This is a genomic window from Halosimplex rarum, assembly GCF_047715405.1.
Lineage (GTDB): Archaea > Halobacteriota > Halobacteria > Halobacteriales > Haloarculaceae > Halosimplex > Halosimplex rarum.
On the sequence record NZ_CP180412.1, the window covers coordinates 3,444,272 to 3,462,657 of the forward strand.

18 protein-coding genes are annotated in these 18,386 nt (G+C 68.5%); 12 read left to right on the plus strand and 6 right to left on the minus strand.

Going from position 1 to position 18,386, the window contains the following annotated elements; all coding sequences use genetic code 11:
* Positions 1 to 333 precede the first annotated feature (333 nt).
* The 3 genes from ACMGFH_RS16435 (at position 334) to ACMGFH_RS16445 (ending at position 2,138) form a co-directional block, all read left to right on the plus strand.
* Positions 334 to 1,326, plus strand: a complete 993-nt coding sequence (locus ACMGFH_RS16435; RefSeq protein ID WP_415379535.1) for a ring-cleaving dioxygenase — start codon at positions 334 to 336, stop codon at positions 1,324 to 1,326.
* 75 nt (positions 1,327 to 1,401) lie between these two features.
* A complete protein-coding gene (locus ACMGFH_RS16440) occupies positions 1,402 to 1,989 on the plus strand; it encodes an L-threonylcarbamoyladenylate synthase (RefSeq protein ID WP_415379536.1) in 588 nt (195 codons plus the stop codon).
* Positions 1,986 to 2,138, plus strand: coding sequence for a hypothetical protein (locus tag ACMGFH_RS16445; RefSeq protein ID WP_415379537.1), 153 nt, complete (start codon positions 1,986 to 1,988; stop codon positions 2,136 to 2,138). Before ACMGFH_RS16440 ends, ACMGFH_RS16445 begins: the two co-directional genes overlap by 4 nt.
* Positions 2,139 to 2,292: 154 nt before the next feature.
* On the opposite strand, the gene ACMGFH_RS16450 is transcribed toward ACMGFH_RS16445, so the two are convergent.
* The 3 genes from ACMGFH_RS16450 to ACMGFH_RS16460 form a co-directional block, all read right to left on the minus strand.
* Complete coding sequence (locus tag ACMGFH_RS16450; RefSeq protein ID WP_415379538.1) at positions 2,293 to 2,517, minus strand: hypothetical protein; 225 nt, start codon at positions 2,515 to 2,517, stop codon at positions 2,293 to 2,295.
* A gap of 164 nt (positions 2,518 to 2,681) precedes the next feature.
* A complete protein-coding gene (locus ACMGFH_RS16455) occupies positions 2,682 to 3,335 on the minus strand; it encodes a hypothetical protein (RefSeq protein ID WP_415379539.1) in 654 nt (217 codons plus the stop codon).
* Between the two features lie 96 nt (positions 3,336 to 3,431).
* Entirely contained in the window at positions 3,432 to 4,031 is a 600-nt protein-coding gene (locus tag ACMGFH_RS16460; protein ID WP_415379540.1) for a conditioned medium-induced protein 4, read from the minus strand.
* Positions 4,032 to 4,206: 175 nt separating this feature from the next.
* On the opposite strand from ACMGFH_RS16460, the gene ACMGFH_RS16465 reads away from it, so the two are divergent.
* Together ACMGFH_RS16465 and ACMGFH_RS16470 are read left to right on the plus strand one after the other, a co-directional pair.
* Complete coding sequence (locus tag ACMGFH_RS16465) at positions 4,207 to 6,372, plus strand: heterodisulfide reductase-related iron-sulfur binding cluster (protein ID WP_415379541.1); 2,166 nt, start codon at positions 4,207 to 4,209, stop codon at positions 6,370 to 6,372.
* Positions 6,373 to 6,527: 155 nt separating this feature from the next.
* The gene (locus ACMGFH_RS16470; RefSeq protein WP_415379543.1) at positions 6,528 to 7,274 is read left to right on the plus strand and encodes a competence/damage-inducible protein A; all 747 of its coding nucleotides are present in this window, start codon (positions 6,528 to 6,530) and stop codon (positions 7,272 to 7,274) included.
* Between the two features lie 46 nt (positions 7,275 to 7,320).
* On the opposite strand, the gene ACMGFH_RS16475 is transcribed toward ACMGFH_RS16470, so the two are convergent.
* From ACMGFH_RS16475 to ACMGFH_RS16485, 3 genes are all read right to left on the minus strand, one after another.
* Entirely contained in the window at positions 7,321 to 7,893 is a 573-nt protein-coding gene (locus tag ACMGFH_RS16475) for a GNAT family N-acetyltransferase (protein WP_415379544.1), read from the minus strand.
* Positions 7,893 to 8,501 (minus strand): GNAT family N-acetyltransferase, encoded by a 609-nt coding sequence (locus ACMGFH_RS16480; protein WP_415379545.1) that lies wholly within the window; start codon positions 8,499 to 8,501, stop codon positions 7,893 to 7,895. The genes ACMGFH_RS16475 and ACMGFH_RS16480 overlap by 1 nt, the downstream gene beginning before the upstream one ends.
* 63 nt (positions 8,502 to 8,564) lie before the next feature.
* Positions 8,565 to 9,212: a DedA family protein gene (locus ACMGFH_RS16485; RefSeq protein ID WP_415379546.1), complete on the minus strand. Its 648-nt coding sequence runs from the start codon at positions 9,210 to 9,212 to the stop codon at positions 8,565 to 8,567.
* A gap of 110 nt (positions 9,213 to 9,322) precedes the next feature.
* On the opposite strand from ACMGFH_RS16485, the gene ACMGFH_RS16490 reads away from it, so the two are divergent.
* From ACMGFH_RS16490 to ACMGFH_RS16520, 7 genes are all read left to right on the plus strand, one after another.
* Complete coding sequence (locus tag ACMGFH_RS16490) at positions 9,323 to 10,072, plus strand: helix-turn-helix domain-containing protein (protein ID WP_415379547.1); 750 nt, start codon at positions 9,323 to 9,325, stop codon at positions 10,070 to 10,072.
* Between the two features lie 92 nt (positions 10,073 to 10,164).
* A complete protein-coding gene (locus tag ACMGFH_RS16495) occupies positions 10,165 to 12,579 on the plus strand; it encodes a heavy metal translocating P-type ATPase (RefSeq protein ID WP_415379548.1) in 2,415 nt (804 codons plus the stop codon).
* 63 nt (positions 12,580 to 12,642) lie between these two features.
* Positions 12,643 to 13,623 (plus strand): porphobilinogen synthase, encoded by a 981-nt coding sequence (gene hemB / locus ACMGFH_RS16500; protein ID WP_415379549.1) that lies wholly within the window; start codon positions 12,643 to 12,645, stop codon positions 13,621 to 13,623.
* Between the two features lie 545 nt (positions 13,624 to 14,168).
* Entirely contained in the window at positions 14,169 to 15,695 is a 1,527-nt protein-coding gene (locus ACMGFH_RS16505) for an ammonium transporter (protein ID WP_415383274.1), read from the plus strand.
* A complete protein-coding gene (locus tag ACMGFH_RS16510) occupies positions 15,688 to 16,041 on the plus strand; it encodes a P-II family nitrogen regulator (RefSeq protein WP_415379550.1) in 354 nt (117 codons plus the stop codon). The genes ACMGFH_RS16505 and ACMGFH_RS16510 overlap by 8 nt, the downstream gene beginning before the upstream one ends.
* A gap of 6 nt (positions 16,042 to 16,047) precedes the next feature.
* The gene (locus tag ACMGFH_RS16515; protein WP_415379551.1) at positions 16,048 to 16,518 is read left to right on the plus strand and encodes a winged helix-turn-helix transcriptional regulator; all 471 of its coding nucleotides are present in this window, start codon (positions 16,048 to 16,050) and stop codon (positions 16,516 to 16,518) included.
* Between the two features lie 398 nt (positions 16,519 to 16,916).
* A complete protein-coding gene (locus tag ACMGFH_RS16520) occupies positions 16,917 to 18,344 on the plus strand; it encodes an ammonium transporter (RefSeq protein WP_415379552.1) in 1,428 nt (475 codons plus the stop codon).
* Positions 18,345 to 18,386: the final 42 nt, after the last annotated feature.

Genomic DNA, 18,386 nt, shown 5'->3' on the forward strand with positions numbered 1-18,386 from the left:
TCTCCTGGTGGATTGAAAGGGCGAGGCGCGCGTGGCGCGACCGTAGGGAGCGCCACGGTTGGCCGAACGGCGACCAACGGGAGCCGTGAGGCCCGCTCGCGGTGAGCGAAGCGAACGGAGTCGCCTGAGCGGGCACTATCCGAACGGAGTGAGGATATCCCGCTCAGCGGCCGCGAGCGGGTCGAGGGCTTTCAACTCCTATCGTCGAGTCCGGTCCAGAGTACTGCTAGCGAGCGGACCGAAGACCTTCGATCCGGGGCACTCACACCATGATATCCCGGTTACACTGATGTCAGCGCCTACTGAAGTAGGAGCAGTCCATACGGGAGACCAATGACAGACGACACGAAGACGCCGGGCGTCCACCACGTAACCTGCATCGCGAGCGACCCGCAGCAGAACCTCGACTTCTGGGTCGAGACGCTCGGACTCAGACTCGTCAAGCGGTCGATCAACCAGGACGATCCGAGCGCGTACCACTTCTTCTTCGCGGACGCCGAGGGGAACCCGGGGACGAGCATGACGTTCTTCCCCTGGGGAGAACAGACGGGCAAGGGGAAGGTCGGCTCCGGCCAGGTCTCCCGGACGGCGTTCCGCGTCCCCGAGGGGAGCCTCGACTACTGGGAGGAGCGGTTCGACGACTACGGCGTCGACTACGACGAACGCGTCGAGCGGTTCGGCGAAACAGTGCTTCCCTTCCGCGACCCCGACGGGCTCCCGGTCGAACTGGTCGAGGTCGAGATCCACGACGACGACCCGACCGAGCCGTGGACGGAGTTCGTGCCGGAGAGCGCAGCCATCCGCGGATTCCACTCGGTGACCCTCTGGCTCGTCGACGCCGAGCCGACCGAGGGACTGCTCCGGCGGATGGGCTTCGAGGAGGTCGGCACCGAGCAGTCACCGGGCGACACGCCGGGCGACGAGCGGACGCGCTTCGCCGCGCCGGGGACGGTCGGGAAGTACGTCGACGTGCTGCCGACCGTCGAGTCGGGGCGACAGGGTCGCGGGACGGTCCACCACGTCGCGTTCCAGACGCCGACCGACGCGGACCAGGAGGCGATCCGGAAGGTCGCCCGCTCGGAGGGGCTGAGCCCGACGACGCAGATCGACCGCCACTGGTTCCGATCGGTGTACTTCCGAGAGCACGGCGGCGTCCTCTTCGAACTCGCCACCAACGGCCCGGGCTACGACAGCGACGAACCGCTCGACGACCTGGGCGGCCGGCTCGTCCTCCCCGGGAAGTTCGAGGACCGACGCGAGCAGATCGAGGCGAACCTGCCCGACGTGACGATCCCGCGAGCGGAGACCGCGGACGCCGACGACTGAGCGCGGGACGGGTTCCGGGGCCAAAGCGGGTTCCGTCGCGTCACGCTTTTCCCGACCGTCGTCGGATCCTCGGATATGAACGACGTAGCGCAGGCTGCGCGGGCGATCGAGGACGGCGAGTCGGTGGTCTACCCGACGGAGACGGTCTACGGGCTCGGCGCGAACGCTATCGACGCCGACGCCGTCGAGCGGGTGTTCGCGGTGAAAGGCCGGCCGCGGGACAAGCCCGTCTCGCTGGGCGTCCCGAGCGTCGAGCGCGCGCGGGAGTACACCGACCCGACGGAGCGCGAACTGGCCTTCATGCGGGAGTTTCTGCCGGGACCGGTCACCGTCGTCGTCGAGCGCAAGGAGGTGGTGCCGGACGTGCTGACCGCCGGGCGCGACCGCGTGGGTGTTCGAGTGCCGGACCACGAGCTGGCGCTCGAACTCCTCGGTGCCTGTGACGTCCCAGTGACCGCGACGAGCGCGAATCTCAGCGGGACCGGGAGCGTCCGCGAGGTCACCGAGTTGAGCGACGAGGTTCGCGAGGCGGTGAGCGTCGTGCTCGACGGCGGCCGGACTGGGGGTGCGGAGAGCACCGTCGTCGACGTCCAGGCGGGCGAGATCCACCGCCGCGGCGCGATGAGCGCGGAGATCGAGGCGTGGCTCGACAGGCACGAATGAGTCGTCCGTCGCTACGTCGAAGCCTGTGGCTTCCGTACGACTATGAGTTTGAAGTCGACGTGGGGAACGAGCGCGCCCTGGCGTTCTACGAATCGCTCGGGTTCGAGTCCTCGCGTCACGCGATGACTGTCAGCGTCGCGGAGACGTGACTACTTCCGAAGAGAGCCCCGTTCAGGTGCGAGACAGACGCTGTGCCGAGCGAAAGACGCGACGGCGAGTGGCGAACGCCGTCGCGGACGGAGCGGACGGTCAACCGCTCCAGCCGCGACAGAACTGTGTCGGTTCACCCTCGAACGCGTCGGCCTACTCCCTCGCCGCTCGGTGGGTTCGGAGTTGGGCCACCAGTGAGATTCCCACGAAGACGGTCCCGACGACGAGGAAGAGCGTGCCGACCCTCCCGTCGAGGCCGACCGGCCACTCCCCGCTCAGGCCGTAGAGCGCGTGGGCGAGAACGCCCGCGATTAGCAGCAAGGAGCCGAGACTCAGAAACGACCCGAGGTTCGGGACCGGTCTGGCAGATTTAGTCATAATTATCCATGAAATATCATACGCTTCGCCTACGGATAACCCTTGGCCGAAAACGCGTGGACGAGTGGGCCGGCTCTCGATCCCGCGCTCGTCGGATCGCGTCGTCGACGGGAGCGACCACCGCTGTCGACTGACCGCGGCCGGATCGAGCGAACAGGGGGTCCCTAGAGCATCGATCTCAGTGACCTGGTGACTACCCCGCACTGTCCCTGGTACTCGCAGGGCGAGCACTTCTGACGGTTCGACGTGCGGGAGGGCGGGCCATCGATCGATTCCGCGGTACGGATCGCGGACCGGTAGGTCGCCTTCCGGCGAGTGGTCAGCGGGACCTCGCGGACGACGCCGTAGGCGGGGTACTCGGCGATGGCGGTCTCGACGGTCGTCTCGTGCTCCCAGGCGAGGGCCTTCGCGGCGGCGACGAGTCTGACGGTCTGTGGCTCCCAGACGCCCTGTTCGGGCGGTGAGCCGGCGAACACCAGCGACGGGCGGGGAGGCCCCTCCAGCACCTTGTGCGCGACGCCGCGGCACTCCCGGCCTTCCAGCACGACCTCGCGGCCGGCGGGGTCGACGAGGTCGTCCCACGCGTCGAGCGTCGCCTGCAAGCGGCCCAGTCGCGAGCGGTACTGCGTCGGTGTCACCTCGATGGGCGCTGCCTGGATCTCGGGGTCCGACTCCAGCAGTTCCCGATAGCGGAAGGCCAGGTCCCGACGCGCGCGGACTTCCTGTGGGATCTCCTCGTCGGCCGCGGGGTCGCGGTGGCGGTAGTAGAGCTTCCGCGGGCAGTACGCCGCCGTCGCCACGTCGCGGAACGTGTGCATAGGGCGCCGTGGCCGCGCTTTCGGACATAAATGCTCGCCAGCCTCAGCGCTACCCGTCGGCGAGAATCGCTCGCGCAAAGAACGGAGCGCCGCCGGTCAGAACGAGACGTCGGTTTCGATGTCCTCGGCGGCCTCGTCGAGGCCGTCCTCCGTTATCTGGTCGGTGAAATGCCCGGAGAGAGCGGCGTCGGTGAGGATCTCGTCGAATTCGGTCTGATAGCGGTGGTTCGCGGCCCGGGCGACGTCCTGAGCGGCGACGACGCGGCGGTAGTGGCGGACCGACGTTTCGTCGACGCCGAACTCGGCCGCGAGCGTCTCGTCGCTCGCGTCGCGGCGCCGTCGCAACTCGCAGACGTCGAACGGCGCGTCGGTGTCGTCCCCCCGGAGCAGGTGCAAATCCATGCGTGCGCGGAACACTTCGTCCTCGGACGCGTCCAGTTCGTCGGCGATCGCCGCGTCGGACTCGTCGTCGTAGAACGCGCGGACGAGCCGGACGTACGTCGCCGTCTCGAAGTCGGTGGCGAGGCCGTAGCGGTCGTCGAGCGACTCGATTACCCCCCGCAGGCGCTCGCGGACCGCCTCCTCGTCGGCCGTCTTCGTGATAGAGCCCCGAGGCTCTTCCTGGCTCTCCGTGACCGTCCCCTCGTCGGAGACGTCCATGAAGATGTCCCGCAGTTCTTCGGTCTTGTCGTCCATCCCCGACCATGAGTCCGGGCCCGTACACATAAATAATTGTTGACACCTGTGTATCGACGTTTTGTCACTTCTCTGGGGCGAGCATCCGCGAGATCGACAAACTCCGCAACGATTGTGAACCATTGTCGTGTGAGTTCGTAGCAAGCTTTAAGCGGGCGGTTGCCCGCCATCTAGTATGTCTGTACTCCAGTCCGGAGCGCCGACGCGCCCCACGTTCTGGGGGATCGGTCCGGTCGGGAAGGCGGCCTTCTACTATCTCGCCGCGGTCGCCATCGTCGTCTTCCTGCTCGGTTCGTACCGCCGGGTCGCCCGCTACGCCGAGGGCGAAGAGGACCCGTTCCCGCGGCTCGACGACCTGCCCCGGCGGATCGTCGACGCCGCGGGGACCGTCCTCTCGAACCGGACGCTCCGCGATCGCGACGTCGTCGCCGGCCTCGCCCACGCGTTCGTCCTCTGGGGCTTTCTCACCCTGCTCATCGCGACCACTATCCTGGGGATCGACATGGACTTCTATCGACCGCTGACCGGCGAGTCCTTTTTCGTCGGCGACTTCTACCTCTCGTACTCCTTCGTCGTAGACGCGATGGGCCTCCTCTTTGTCGTCGGACTCGGCGTGCTCCTCTACCGTCGCTACGCCGCCCGCCAGGGCCGCCTCTGGGGCCGCCACACCAGCGCCGAGGACGATCTCTTCGTCTGGACCCTCTTTCTCCTGGGGGTCGGCGGCTACCTCACCGAGGGCGTTCGCATCCTCGGACAGAATTACCCGGACTTCGAGACGGTGAGCTTCGTCGGGTGGGCGACCGCTCTGGCCCTCGACGGCGCGGGGATGACCCCGGCGATGGCCGAGGCGACGTACCCGGTCGTCTGGTGGAGCCACTCGATTCTCGCGCTCGCCTTCATCGCCGCCATCCCGATGGGCAAGCCCTTCCACATGCTCTCGTCGTACGCCAACGTCGTCACGCGCGACGAGGACGCGGGCAAGCGCCTGCCGGGCGTCCCCGCCGACCTCGACGCCACCAACGCCGAGTCCATCGACGACTTCACCTGGAAGGAGCTGCTCGACCAGGACGCCTGTACCAAGTGCGGCCGCTGTTCGTCGGCCTGTCCCGCGAAGGCGTCCGGGCGCCCGCTCGACCCGCGCGACGTGATCCTCGACCTGAAGAGCTACCGCGACGCCCGCGACGCCGGCGAGGAAGAGGTCCCTATCGTCGCCGACGGCGGCACGTCGGTCATCGACGCCGAGACCATGGAGTCCTGCATGGCCTGCATGGCCTGCATGGACGCCTGTCCCGTCGATATCGAACACCTCACCTCCTTCACCCGGATGAATCGCCAGCTCGTCGACCAGGGCGACCTCGACCGCAACGTCCAGGACACCTTCCAGAACGTCATGCAGCAGGGCAACACCTTCGGCGAGTCCCAGCGCAACCGCGCCGACTGGGCCGACCCGCTGGACGCCGAGCCCGCGGACGCCCGCGAGGAGTCCGTCGAGTACCTCTGGTACGTCGGCGACTACCCGAGCTTCGACGACCGAAACAAGAAGGTCGCCCGCTCGCTCGCTCGCCTGTTCGAGGAGGCCGACGTGGACTACGGCATCCTCTACGACGACGAGGTGTACGACGGCAACGACGTGCGCCGCGTCGGCGAGGAGTTCCTCTTCGTCGAGCAGGCCGCGACGCTCGTCGACGCCTTCGACGACTGTGAGTTCGAGCGGATCGTCTGCACCGACCCCCACGCGTTCAACACCTTCGCCAACGAGTACCCCGAACTCGACTTCCAGGAGTTCGCCGACGACCCGATGATGGAGGTGCCCGACGAGAACTGGGCGGGCGCCCCCGTCTTCCACTGGACGCAGGTCGTCGAGGACCTCGTGGACCAGGGGCGTCTGGGCCTCCGCGGCGACGAACTCGACTACACCGTCACCTACCACGACCCGTGTCACCTCGGCCGGTACAACGGCGAGTACGAGGCGCCGCGCGAGTTGGTCCGAGAAACCGGCTGCGAACTCGCCGAGATGCCGCGCAACCGCGACGATTCGTTCTGCTGTGGTGGGGGCGGCGGCGGCCTCTGGATGGAGTTCGACGAGGACCCCAAGCCCAGCGAAGAACGGCTGCGCGAGGCGCTGGAGGACACGAGCGCCGGCGGGGCCGTCGAGAAGTTCGTCGTCGCCTGCCCGATGTGTACCACGATGTTCGAGGACGGCCGCAAGACCGGCGGTTTCGAGAACGACGTCGAGGTGGTCGACGTGGCCGAGTTGCTGATCGAGGCCGTCGAGGTCCGGGAGAACGAGAGCGTGACCGCCGACGAAGCCGGTGCCGCGGAGTCGCCGGCCGACGACTGACCGCCGTCGAGTCCGACCGCGTCGGTTCCGGGGCGTGGAGCCCCGCGCCGAATACGGGCCGAGCCGAAAGTGGCCGGGTCGAAACGCGCGCCGGGCCGGAGACGGAAAGTCCCCGAGCCGGTAGCGTTTACCCGTCCGATCCCCACGTCTCGTCCATGCAAGTCGCGCTCGTCACGGTCGGCGACGAACTGCTCGCGGGCGACACCGAGAACACGAACGCGACCTGGCTGGCCCGCCAGCTCGCCGAACGCGGCGCCACCGTCACGCGGATGCTCACCATCCCCGACGACCGCGCCCTGATCGCGCGGCGAGTTCGCGAGTACGCCGACGCCTTCGACGCCGTGATCGTCACCGGTGGCCTCGGCGATACGCCCAACGACGTGACCGTCGAGGCCGTCGCGGACGCCTTCGGCCGCGACCTGGAAGTCGACCCCGCGGTCCGCGAGCGAGTCGCCGAGAAGGCCCGGCGCTACCGCGAGGAGAACCCCGAGTACTACGCGGAACACGACTTCGACCTCGACCTGGACGAGACGGCCGCCCTCCCCGCGGACGCCCGCCCCATCCAGACGGAAGAGAGCTTCAACCCGGGCTGCGTCGTCGAGAACGTCTACGTCTTCCCCGGGTTCCCCCAGGAACTGAAGGTGATGTTCGACTCGGTGGCCGACGAGTTCGGCGGCGACGTCGTCTCGGCGTCGGTCGCCACGTCGACGCCGGAGGGCGCGCTGAAACACGTCCTCGACGGCGTCCGCGACCGCTTCGACGTGGCCGTCGGCAGCTACCCCGCTAGCCGCGGCGAGCCCGGCCGGGTGAAGGTGACCGGCACCGACCCCGAGGAGGTCGAGCGGGCCGCCGAGTGGGTGGACGAGCAAGTCGCAGACCCCGAAGCGGACGTCGACGGCTGAGCGCACCGGCCGGGGACGAACAGGTCGCCGGTCGACGGCGTCGCCGCTACGCGCCGTCCCAGTCGGACGCCAGCAGGCCGTACTCGACGCGGTCGACGTACTCACCGCCGACGAAGTAGAAGTCTTCTCGCCGCCCTTCCTCGACGAATCTCAGCCGTTCCAGGAGCGCCGCCGACCGGTCGTTGGTCGCCAGCCGACCCGCGTTCAGCCGGTGGAGCCGCCGCTCGGCGAAGGCGTAGTCGATCAGGAGCGAGAGGGCCTCCGTGGCGTACCCCTGCCCCTCGGCGTCGGGCGCGAGCCACGCGCCGACCTCGGCGCGTCCGGAGTCCGCGTCCATACGGAACAACGCGCAGAAGCCGAGGCGTTCGGGATCTGCCGCTGCCTCTCCCTCTCCTCTTTCACCGTCGTCGTCCGCGCCGTCACAGATCAGTAGGCCGACCGACTCGTCGAACCCCTCGACGTACTCCTCGCGGGTCGCCTCGCGGTTCTGCGGGTGGACCCGCGGCATCGACCGCCGGACGTCCGGGTCGTTGTGAGTCCGCTGGAGGAAGTCGAGGTCCTCGTCCTCCGGAGGCCGGAGCGTGACGCGCTCGCCCCGGAGGAAGGCCGGACCGGGCATCAGCGGTCGCCCTCCTTCGGCCCGGCCTCGCGGTCGGGGTCAGACGCGCCGGCTCGCGGTCCGTCCCACTCGTCCGCGACGATCCCGTACAGCTCGGCGTCGACGTACTCCCCGTCGACGTAGTACTCGTCGCGTCGTCGGCCCTCGGGCTCGAACCCGACTTTCTCCAGGACGCGCCGCGACCCGTCGTTGAACGCCAGGACGCGCGCGTCGACCTTGTGGAGGCGCCGCTCGGCGAAGCAGTACTCGACCAGTCGCTCGGCCGCCGCGGTCGCGTAGCCGTTGCCCTGGTGGTCTGGCGCGATCCAGTAGCCGATCTCGACGCTCCCGCGCTGTTCGTACAGGTCGAAACAGAACGCCTCGCCGACTCGCTGGGCGGACCCCGAGTCGTCCCCGTCGTCGGCGCAGACGAGGAACGTCTCGCTGTCGTCGGACTCGGTCATCGATTCGATCCGGTCGGCGACATCGTCGGCCGAGGCCGGCGAACCGCCGCCGAAGCCGGGACGGACGTCCGGGTGGTTCGCGTGACGGCGGAAGAACTCGCAGTCGGACTCCTCGACGGGTCGGAGCGTGACGCCGTCGCCGCGGAGGAAGACGGGACCGGGCATACCGGCGAGTCGCGCGGCCGGGGCGAAAGCGTTGGGGTGGCCTGAGAGCCGTTCCCGCGCCGCTCAGAAGAAGTTCAGGAGGCCGAGTGAGACGGCGTAGTGGTACGCGACGGCGAGCCACGCCTCGAAGATGACCGTGCCGACCGCCGAGAGCGCGGCGAACTCGCGGACGTCCATCTCGGCGACGCCGGCGGGGACGGTCAGCATGCCGCGGGTGAACAGGAGCGCGTTGCTGACGAGCACCGCCCACTTGCCCCAGCGGTCGAACCAGCCGTCGAAGCGGTCGAGTTTCGACTCCTCGATGCGGAACCACGGCTTCTGGAGCAGCCACTCGCGGCCGCCGCGCTTGGCGAGCAGGAACAGGCAGACCTGACCGACCGTCGCGCCGACCGTCGCGACGACGAAGATGAGGGCGATCGTCCCCCACTCGTAGCCCGAGGGCTCGGTCGCGAGGAACTCGATGGCGCCGGGGACGAGCGCCTCGCTCGGCGCGAAGTACAGCAGCATCGCGCCTTCGAGGACGAAGATCGGGAGCAGCGCAGGGAGACCGTAGTCGTCGATGATCCGCTGGGCGAACGCCTCGTCGCCGAAGACGAACAGGACCACGCCGGCGACGGCGAGCGCGAAGAAGAACCCGGCGACGAGTATCAGGCCGTAGTCCTCGGCGAACCCGCGCAGGCGGGACCGGTCGGCCGTTTCCAGAGACGCCATTCGTCTGACCGGTCGGAGCGTGCGGGTCAAATGTCTTCCGCTACTCCGCGTCCGCCGCCGCCCGCCGATTCACGTGACGACTTTTGTGCGTCTGGTCGCTACGTTCGGGTATGCGCGAACTCGTCTTCTCCCTCGACTACGAACCCGGGTGCAACGAGGTGGCCGACGCCCTCGCCGCCCGTCCCGAGGCGCGGATCCGCTCGCTCTCGCTGCACGCCACCGCCGAGAGCCTCTGGCGCGTCGACCACGTCACCGGCCCGGAGGAGGCACTCGCCGCCGTCGAGGACGCCTTCCTCACCGCCGACTACTACGCGGACTGCCTCGCGACCGAGGACTGCGGCGCCACCCAGGAGACGCAGGTCCTCGACCGCTCGGGCGACACGCTCGTGCTCTACTCCTACTGGGAGCGGACGCCCGCCTGCGCCTCCGTCCCGCACATCGCCCTCGACCACCTCGGCGACGGCCTCCTCTTCGAGACGCGCAACGAGTCGCGGCGATACACCTGGCGGATCGTCCACGCCGGCGACGGGGACGTGCGGGCCTTTTTCGACGCCATCGAGGAGAACGTCGGCGAGTGCGCCGAGTTGGAAGTCGAGCGATTGACGGAGGCGGCGTCGCCCCGGGGTGCGTCTCCCGGCGACGACGGCGACCTGCCGCCCGAACAGGAAGAAGCCCTCCGGGCGGCGGTCGAACACGGCTACTACGAGACGCCCCGTGAGGTCGACGTCGGCGGTCTCGCCGAGGTGCTCGGCGTCCCCCGCTCGACGCTCACCTACAGACTGCGACGCGCCGAGGCGCACATGGCCGAACAGCGCGCGGCCGAGACGCGTCCGACGGCTGGTTCGTCGACTCGACTCTGACCGATTCTGTACCCGGTGTTTGGAACGTTCCAACCGCTCAGTTGGAATATTCCGAGAAACGCGTATCGGGCTCCGACGCCTACGTACTGGTAATGACCGAGAACGCTGACGAGCGGGACGGCGACCCCGGTGGACGGACGGAGGAGCTGACGGCTCGCCTCTCCGTGCCGGAGATGGACTGCCCCTCGTGTGCGGGGAAGGTCGACAAGAGCCTCGGCCGCGTCGACGGCGTGGTCGAGACCGATCTCCGGCCGACGACGGGTTCGGCGACGGTGACCTACGATCCCGACCGGGCCTCCAGAGCAGACGTGGTCGCCGCCGTCGAAGGCGCGGGCTACGAGGTCGTCAACGACGAGGCCGAAGCGGGCGACGAGGACAAACCGGACGACGCCGGCGGCGTCGAGGTCGCCCCCTCGTCGGACATCTGGACGAGTCCGCGGGCGATCAAGACGTGGATCGGTGCGGTGCTAGTCACGCTCGGCCTCCTCGTCGAGTTCGTCCTCACCGGACAGGACGTCGCCGTCGCGAGCGTGCTCGACTACCCGCTGACCCTCGCGGACGTGCTGTTCCTCGGCGCCGTCGCCGTCAGCGGGGCCCCGGTCGTCCGCAGCGGCTACTACTCGGCGAAGAACCTGAGCCTCGATATCGACCTCCTGATGGGGACGGCGATCGTCGCCGCGACCGGCATCGGCTACTTCGTCGAGGCGGCGACGCTGGCCGTCCTCTTCAGCGTCGCCGAACTGCTCGAAGAGTACGCGATGGACCGGGCCCGCGACTCGCTGCGCGAGCTGATGGAACTGTCTCCCGACGAGGCGACCGTCCGGCGAGGCGGGGAGGAACAGACCGTCTCGATCGACGACGTGGAAGTGGGCGAGACTGTCGTCGTCCGGCCCGGCGAGAAGATCCCGCTCGACGGCACCGTCGTCGACGGCGAGAGCGCGGTCGACCAGTCGCCGATCACCGGCGAGAGCGTCCCCGTCGACAAGGCGGCCGGCGACGAGGTGTACGCCGGCGCGATCAACGAGGAGGGATACCTCGAAGTCGAGGTCACGTCGCTGGCCGCCGACTCGACGCTCTCGCGGATCATCGAGATGGTCCAGGGCGCGCAAGCGAACAAGACCGAGACCGAGCAGTTCGTCGACCGCTTCTCGGGCTACTACACGCCGGCGGTCGTCGTGCTGGCGATCCTGACGGCGGCGATTCCGCCGTTCCTGATAGACGCCCCCGTCTCGGTCGACCTCGCGGGGTACGTCGTCACATTCGCCGGCGACTGGCAGACGTGGTTCGTCCGCGGGCTCACGCTGCTCGTCATCGCGTGTCCCTGTGCGTTCGTCATCTCGACACCGGTCTCCGTGGTGTCGGGCGTCACCAACGCCGCGAAGAACGGCGTCCTGATCAAGGGCGGGAACTACCTCGAAGCGATGGGCGAGGTCAACGCCGTCGCCGTCGACAAGACGGGGACGCTCACGAAGGGCGAACTCGCCGTCACCGACGTCGTCCCGGCCGGCGAGACGACCGAGAGCGACCTGCTCAGGTACGCGGCCGGACTGGAGCGACGGAGCGAACACCCCATCGCCGACGCGGTCCTCGCCCGCGCCGCCGCCGACGGCGTCGACGACCTGCCCGAACCCGACGGGTTCGAGAGCCTGACCGGGAAGGGCATCCGAGCCGATTTCGACGGCGAGACGTACTACGCCGGCAAGCCGGCGCTGTTCGCGGAACTCGGCTTCGACCTCGCGGACGCCCGCAGCGCGACCGACGGCGTCTCCGGGAGCGGGACGACCGGAGGCTCGTCGGGAAGTGACCAGCGGACCGACGGCGGTACCGTCACCGGCGAACCGCCGGCGGGCAGCCGCCTCCCCGGAGACGCGCTCGCCGAGCTGGAGCGCGAGGGAAAGACGGTCGTCCTCGTCGGGACGGAATCCGCGCTGCTGGGCGTCATCGCCATCGCCGACGAGGTGCGGCCGGCGTCGAAACGCGCCGTCGAGCGCCTGCACGAACTGGGCGTCTCCCGGGTCGTGATGCTGACCGGCGACAACGAAGGCACCGCGCGGGCCATCGCCGAGCAGGTCGGCGTCGACGACTACCGCGCCGAACTGCTCCCCGACGAGAAAGTGGAGGCCGTGGAGTCGCTCCAGGCGGAGTACGGGAGCGTCGCGATGGTCGGCGACGGTATCAACGACGCGCCGGCGCTCGCGACGGCCGACGTGGGCGTCGCGATGGGTGCGGCCGGGACGGACACGGCGCTCGAAACGGCCGACATCGCCCTGATGGGCGACGACATCGGGAAGCTCCCGTACCTGTACGCGCTGTCGCACAAAGCGAACGGCGTCATCCGGCAGAACATCGTCGCCAGCCTCGGGGTGAAGGCGCTGCTCGCCGTCGGCGTCCCCATCGGCCTCGTCTCCGTGGCGGTCGCGGTGGTCGTCGGCGACATGGGGATGAGCCTCGGCGTCACCGGGAACGCGATGCGCCTCTCACGGATCACGCCGGAGCGGTTCGAGTAGGAGTATTCGGGGCGGCATGACCGAGGCGGTGGTCTCATTACCGAGAGGCGACGACAACGGGGTATGGATCTCACACGTCGCCCGCGTCGGCTCAGAAGCGACGGCGTCCGCCCGCTGGTTCGCGAGACGGACCTGTCGGCGTCGGATCTCGTCGCGCCCGTGTTCGTCGACGCGACGACCGACGAGCGCGTCGCGATCGAGTCGATGCCCGGCCACGAGCGGGTGCCCGTCGACCGGGCCGTCGAGCGCGTCCGCGAAGTCCTGGAGACCGGCGTCGAGGCCGTCATCGTCTTCGGCATCCCCGAGTCGAAGGACGCGGAGGGGTCACGGGCGTGGGCTGAAGACGGCGTCGTCCAGCGGGCCGTCCGGGCGATCACCGACGAAACCGACGCATACGTCATCACCGACGTGTGTCTCTGCGAGTACACCGACCACGGTCACTGCGGCATCGTGGAGGACAATGCGCGCGAGGAGCCGCACATGACCGTCGACAACGACCGGACGCTCGACCTGCTCGGGAAGACGGCCGTCTCTCACGCCGAGGCCGGGGCGGACATGATCGCGCCGTCCAGCATGACCGACGGGATGATCGGGGCGATCCGGGGGGCGCTGGACGAGCGCGGGTTCGAGTCGACGCCGATCATGAGCTACGCGGCGAAGTACGAGTCGGCGTTCTACGGGCCGTTCCGCGACGCCGCCGACGGCGCGCCGGCGTTCGGCGACCGCCGCCACTACCAGATGGACCCCGCGAACGGCCGTGAGGCGATGCGCGAGGTCGCGCTCGACGTCGAGGAGGGCGCGGACGTGCTGATGGTCAAGCCCGCGCTGCCGTACCTCGACGTGGTCGCGGACGTGCGCGAGTCGTTCGATCACCCCGTCGCCGCGTACAACGTCTCCGGCGAGTACGCGATGCTCCACGCGGCCGCCGAGAAGGGATGGCTGGACCTGGAGGCCGTCGCGTACGAATCGCTACTATCGATCAAACGCGCGGGGGCGGACATCATCGTCACGTACTTCGCCGAGGACGTCGCGGAGCGACTCTAGCTGGCGACGCCGGCATCGGCGACGGCCGCCGACACGTAACTCGGCGCGGGCGGGATACCGGCAGGGAATGACGAGCGACGAGGGATCGAACGCGGCGCGGTAGCTCACGTTCGACGCCTACATCGACGATTCGGTACCGGACTACGATGGACTGACAGTCGCGTACGTGACGGCCGACTCCGCCGTCGCCGACACCGCGAGCGAGCCACCGCCGCAACCTGCCGCGCGCGAGCCGTTCGGCCGCGATCCGCCCCGACCGGACCGAATCACGGTCCACGAACGTTCGATTCGATCGGACGAGCGTACACCTATCTGGACGAACGACAACCTTATATCCATAATATCATGGGATAATTCTGACAGCCGTCCTGTTATGAATGCGAAATTGCGATGTTTTCAAGCATACCCTTATGTGATAGGATTCCATGACCCTCAACCGAGATGTACACTACGAACGTATCGATATCGGGTGGAAAGGAATACGATCATCAAGATGGTTCGGCTGTTCGCGGTTCGGGGGTGACCTGCTGATGGCGGGCGCGCTGCTGGCGCCGGCGGTCGACGCAGCGCTGCAGTTGGGGCCCGGGCCGGTCTCGAACAGCGTGAACTACGTCTGGATCCTGGTCGTCTGTTTCCTGATCTTCTTCATGCAGCCGGGCTTCGCGCTGCTGGAGAGCGGGCAGGTCCGCGCGAAGAACGTCGGAAACGTCCTGATGAAGAACATGACCGACTGGACGCTGGGCGTGCTCGTGTTCTTCGTCCTCGGCGCGGGGGTCAGCGCGATCGTCGCCCAGTTGACGTCGGGCGCGGCGCTCGACCTCGCGGGGGCGTTCTCGTACATGTCCGCACCCGGCGAGAGCGGCACCGGCTGGATCGACTGGTTCTTCGGCGCCGTCTTCGCGATGACGGCGGCGACCATCGTCTCCGGCGCCGTCGCCGAGCGGATGGACTACAAGGCGTACGTCTTCGTCGCGGCCGCGATGACCGCTGTCATCTACCCCGTCGTGACCGGCCTGACGTGGGGCGGCGGACTGCTCGCCGGCGGTGACACGCCCGGGTACCTCGCGGACGTCATCGGCGTCGGCTACCTCGACTTCGCCGGAGCGACGGTCGTTCACATGGTCGGCGGCGTCGCCGGACTCGTGGGCGCGAAGATGGTCGGACCGCGCTCCGGCCGCTTCGACGCGAACGGCAACAGCCAACCGATCCCCGGCCACTCGATGCTGCTGGCCGTGCTCGGGACGCTGTTCCTCGCGTTCGGCTGGTACGGGTTCAACGTCGGCACGCAGGCGACGGTGCTGACCTCGGAGGGCGTCTTCATGGGCGGCGCGCTCGGCCGCGTCGTCCTGAACACGACGCTCGGCATGGGTGCCGGCGGCGTCGCCGCCATGCTCGTCTCCTCGGTGTGGCAGGGCAAGCCCGACCCGCTCTGGGCGGCCAACGGCCTGCTCGCCGGCCTCGTCGCGGTCACCGGCGCCGTCCCCCACGTGACGTGGTGGGGCGGCCTCCTGCTTGGCGGCCTCGCCGGCGCGCTCGTCCTGCCGACCTACCGCTGGGTCGTCGACTCCCTGAAGATCGACGACGTCTGTGGCGTCTTCGCGGTCCACGGCAGCGCTGGCGCCATCGGGACGATCCTGATCCCCCTGCTCGCAGCGGGCAGCGGCGGGGTCGCCATCCTCGGTGACCCCTGGACGTTCCTCGGCGTCGACCAGCTGATCATGCAGGTGGCCGGCGTCGCCGTCATCACCGTCTGGACGGTCCTGGCGACCGCGGTCGCGTTCAAGATCGCCGACGTCCTCTTCGGCCTGCGCGTCTCCGAGGAAGAGGAGGAGATCGGTCTCGACGAGAGCGAACACGGCGTCTCGACGTACCCCGAGTTCGTCGCCGGCGGCAGCCGGGAGGGACCGACCGTGAGCGCGGACGGCGGTGTCGTGAGCGCCGAGAACGACGCCTCGTCAGAGCTGCGCTCTGACGGCGGCGAGGTCCGCACCGACGGCGGTTTCGCGAGCGACACGGACGACGCCGCAGTCGACGCGTCCGCCGCGGTCGACGGGGGTGAGACCGATGAGTGACGACGAGATCAAGATGGTCGTCGCGGTCGTCCGCCCCGACAAGCTCGGTGACGTGAAACAGGCGCTGGCCGAAACGGGTGCGCCGTCGCTGACCGTAACGAACGTCTCGGGACGGGGCTCCCAGCCGGCCAAGACCGGCCAGTGGCGCGGCGAGGAGTACGTCGTCGACCTGCATCAGAAGGTCAAAGTCGAGTGCGTCGTCTCGGAGATCCCCGCACAGGACGTCGTCGACGCCATCGCCGACGCCGCCCAGACCGGCGAGCCCGGCGACGGCAAGATCTTCGTCCTCCCGGTCGAGGACGCGGTACAGGTCCGGACGGGCGATTCCGGGCCGGAGGCAGTCTGACGTTCGATGTCCGCCGACATCGACGACACGGACCGGCGGATCCTCGACGCCCTGCTGGACAACGGGCGCGCCAGCGCGAGCGAACTGGCCGAGACCGCCGAGATCGCCACGGCGACCGCGACCAAGCGCCTCCAGCGCCTGGAGGAGTCCGACGTCATCGACGGCTACCAGCCCGAGATCGACTACGGGGCCTTCGGCTACGAGGTGACCGCCGTCTTCCGGCTCGACGTAGAGGGGGCTGGCCTCGGCGACGTCGTCGCGGACCTGCGCGACACCGGTCACATGATCGGCGTCTACGAGGTCACCGGTAGCGACGACGTGGTCGCCATCGGCAAGTTCGAGAGCACCGAGGCGATGAACGCCCAGATCAAGGACCTGCTGACTCACCCGGAGGTGCGCTCGGCCCGGACGAGCATCGCGCTCGACACCGTCTGCGAGTACGACCCGGTCCCGGTCGCGCCCGCCGACGTGGAGTAACCGTCGGTCGTCTCCCGCGGTCGGTCCGCTCGCCCTCCGCACCTGATCACTTTTTCGGCCGTCTCAGATCGGATCGTCACGACGACCGCGCGAGAGGTCGAAACCCCCGTTTTCGCGGTTTTTGCCGGCTCCGGTGGTTGACGGGCGTCCAGATCCGCCGCGAGCAGACGGCCGATTTCTGGACGAAATACAACCTTAAACACGTAATATTCTACTGCAATTTTGACGCTCGTCTACGTATGGCCTGAAATATTCGTCTTTGTAAAGACAACCCTTATGTAGAGTGATTCCGCACAGTTCTCCCGTACTCTCCGAAACATTCGGAGTGAAAATCCGGGTTAGACTGAACGATTCGGAACAATTCGGACGAAGACGCGACACGACCACAGACACAATCCATGCTCGAACTTACCGCGCTACAGACCGACACGCAAACGCTGATCGACGCGATAAACATGACCTGGGTGCTGATAGTCACCTTCCTGATCTTCTTCATGCACGCTGGCTTCGCCATGCTGGAGGCGGGGCAGGTACGCTCGAAGAACGTCTCGAACCAGCTGACGAAGAACCTGCTGACCTGGAGCATCGGCGTGACGGTGTTCTTCCTGATAGGCGCCGGGGTCGACAGCCTCGTCGGCGGCGGCGGATTCTCGCCGGCGTTCGGGTACGAGGCGCCGGCCGACTGGGTCGGCTGGCTCTACGGCGCCGTCTTCGCGATGACGGCGGCCACCATCGTCTCCGGCGCCGTCGCCGGGCGGGCGAAGCTGCGAGCGTACGTCGGCTACACGTTCCTGCTGGCGGCGGTCATCTACCCCGTCGTCTCCGGCATGGCCTGGTACGACGCCGGCCTGCTCGGCATCGACGGCGCGGTCGGCTCCGCCATCGGCGTCGCGTTCGACGACTTCGCCGGCGGGACGGTCGTCCACGCGATGGGCGGCATCGCCGGTCTGACGGCTGCGTGGGTGCTCGGCCCGCGCATCGGCCGGTTCAACGACGACGGGTCGGCGAACGTCATCCCCGGTCACTCGATGACTTTCGCCGTGCTCGGCACGCTGATGCTCGCGTTCGGCTGGTACGGCTTCAACGTCGGCACGTCGGCGATCTTCAGCCCCGAGAACGCCTTCCTCGCCGACCAGCTCGGCCGCGTCGCGATGACTACCACGATCGCGATGGCCTGCGGCGCGATGGGCGCCGGTGCCGTCGCCTGGGCCAAGACCGGGAAGGTCGACACCCTCTACGTCGCCAACGGTCTGCTCGCTGGACTGGTCGGCATCACCGCCATCCCCCACGCCACCAGCTGGGGTGGCGCGTTCGTCGTCGGCGGCGTATGCGGCGCGCAGCTGCCGGTCGTCTTCTCGTTCGTCGAGAAGCGCCTGAACATCGACGACGTCTGCGCGGTCTTCCCCGTTCACGGGAGCGCCGGCGTCATCGGGACGCTCATGCTGCCGCTGGTCGTCGCCCCGAGCTACCTCGGTAGCACGAGTCGCGTCGATATGTTCCTCGCTCAGTTCGCCGGCGTCGCGATCATCGCGACCTGGACGGTCGTCACGACGGGCCTCATCTGGGGCGCGTTCAGGGCGCTCGGCCAGGCGCGCGTCAGCCGCACCCACGAGCAGGAAGGCCTGGACGTCAGCGAGCACGGCGTCGAAACCTACCCCGAGTTCGGCGACGAGGGCGCTGCGGTCGCGGACGGTGGCACGGTGCGGACGGACGGCGGTCTGGCGAACGAAGAGAGCCAGACCTCGTCAGAGCTTCGCTCTGACGGCGGGCTCTTCGACGAGGACTTCGTCCCGGCCGAGCGCGACATGGACGAACGGAGTGACTGACTCGTGAGCGACGACACACACGCTCACGGTATCGAGACGGAC

Coding starts and splice junctions, on each gene's coding strand:
- ACMGFH_RS16480 (WP_415379545.1), bottom strand. CDS start 8,501: ATGCCCGGTCCCGTCTTCCTCCGCGGCGACGGCGTCACGCTCCGACCC.
- ACMGFH_RS16445 (WP_415379537.1), top strand. CDS start 1,986: ATGAGTCGTCCGTCGCTACGTCGAAGCCTGTGGCTTCCGTACGACTAT.
- ACMGFH_RS16490 (WP_415379547.1), top strand. CDS start 9,323: ATGCGCGAACTCGTCTTCTCCCTCGACTACGAACCCGGGTGCAACGAG.
- ACMGFH_RS16435 (WP_415379535.1), top strand. CDS start 334: ATGACAGACGACACGAAGACGCCGGGCGTCCACCACGTAACCTGCATC.
- ACMGFH_RS16465 (WP_415379541.1), top strand. CDS start 4,207: ATGTCTGTACTCCAGTCCGGAGCGCCGACGCGCCCCACGTTCTGGGGG.
- ACMGFH_RS16450 (WP_415379538.1), bottom strand. CDS start 2,517: ATGACTAAATCTGCCAGACCGGTCCCGAACCTCGGGTCGTTTCTGAGT.
- ACMGFH_RS16515 (WP_415379551.1), top strand. CDS start 16,048: ATGTCCGCCGACATCGACGACACGGACCGGCGGATCCTCGACGCCCTG.
- ACMGFH_RS16440 (WP_415379536.1), top strand. CDS start 1,402: ATGAACGACGTAGCGCAGGCTGCGCGGGCGATCGAGGACGGCGAGTCG.
- ACMGFH_RS16470 (WP_415379543.1), top strand. CDS start 6,528: ATGCAAGTCGCGCTCGTCACGGTCGGCGACGAACTGCTCGCGGGCGAC.
- hemB (WP_415379549.1), top strand. CDS start 12,643: ATGGATCTCACACGTCGCCCGCGTCGGCTCAGAAGCGACGGCGTCCGC.
- ACMGFH_RS16460 (WP_415379540.1), bottom strand. CDS start 4,031: ATGGACGACAAGACCGAAGAACTGCGGGACATCTTCATGGACGTCTCC.
- ACMGFH_RS16510 (WP_415379550.1), top strand. CDS start 15,688: ATGAGTGACGACGAGATCAAGATGGTCGTCGCGGTCGTCCGCCCCGAC.
- ACMGFH_RS16495 (WP_415379548.1), top strand. CDS start 10,165: ATGACCGAGAACGCTGACGAGCGGGACGGCGACCCCGGTGGACGGACG.
- ACMGFH_RS16455 (WP_415379539.1), bottom strand. CDS start 3,335: ATGCACACGTTCCGCGACGTGGCGACGGCGGCGTACTGCCCGCGGAAG.
- ACMGFH_RS16520 (WP_415379552.1), top strand. CDS start 16,917: ATGCTCGAACTTACCGCGCTACAGACCGACACGCAAACGCTGATCGAC.
- ACMGFH_RS16475 (WP_415379544.1), bottom strand. CDS start 7,893: ATGCCCGGTCCGGCCTTCCTCCGGGGCGAGCGCGTCACGCTCCGGCCT.
- ACMGFH_RS16485 (WP_415379546.1), bottom strand. CDS start 9,212: ATGGCGTCTCTGGAAACGGCCGACCGGTCCCGCCTGCGCGGGTTCGCC.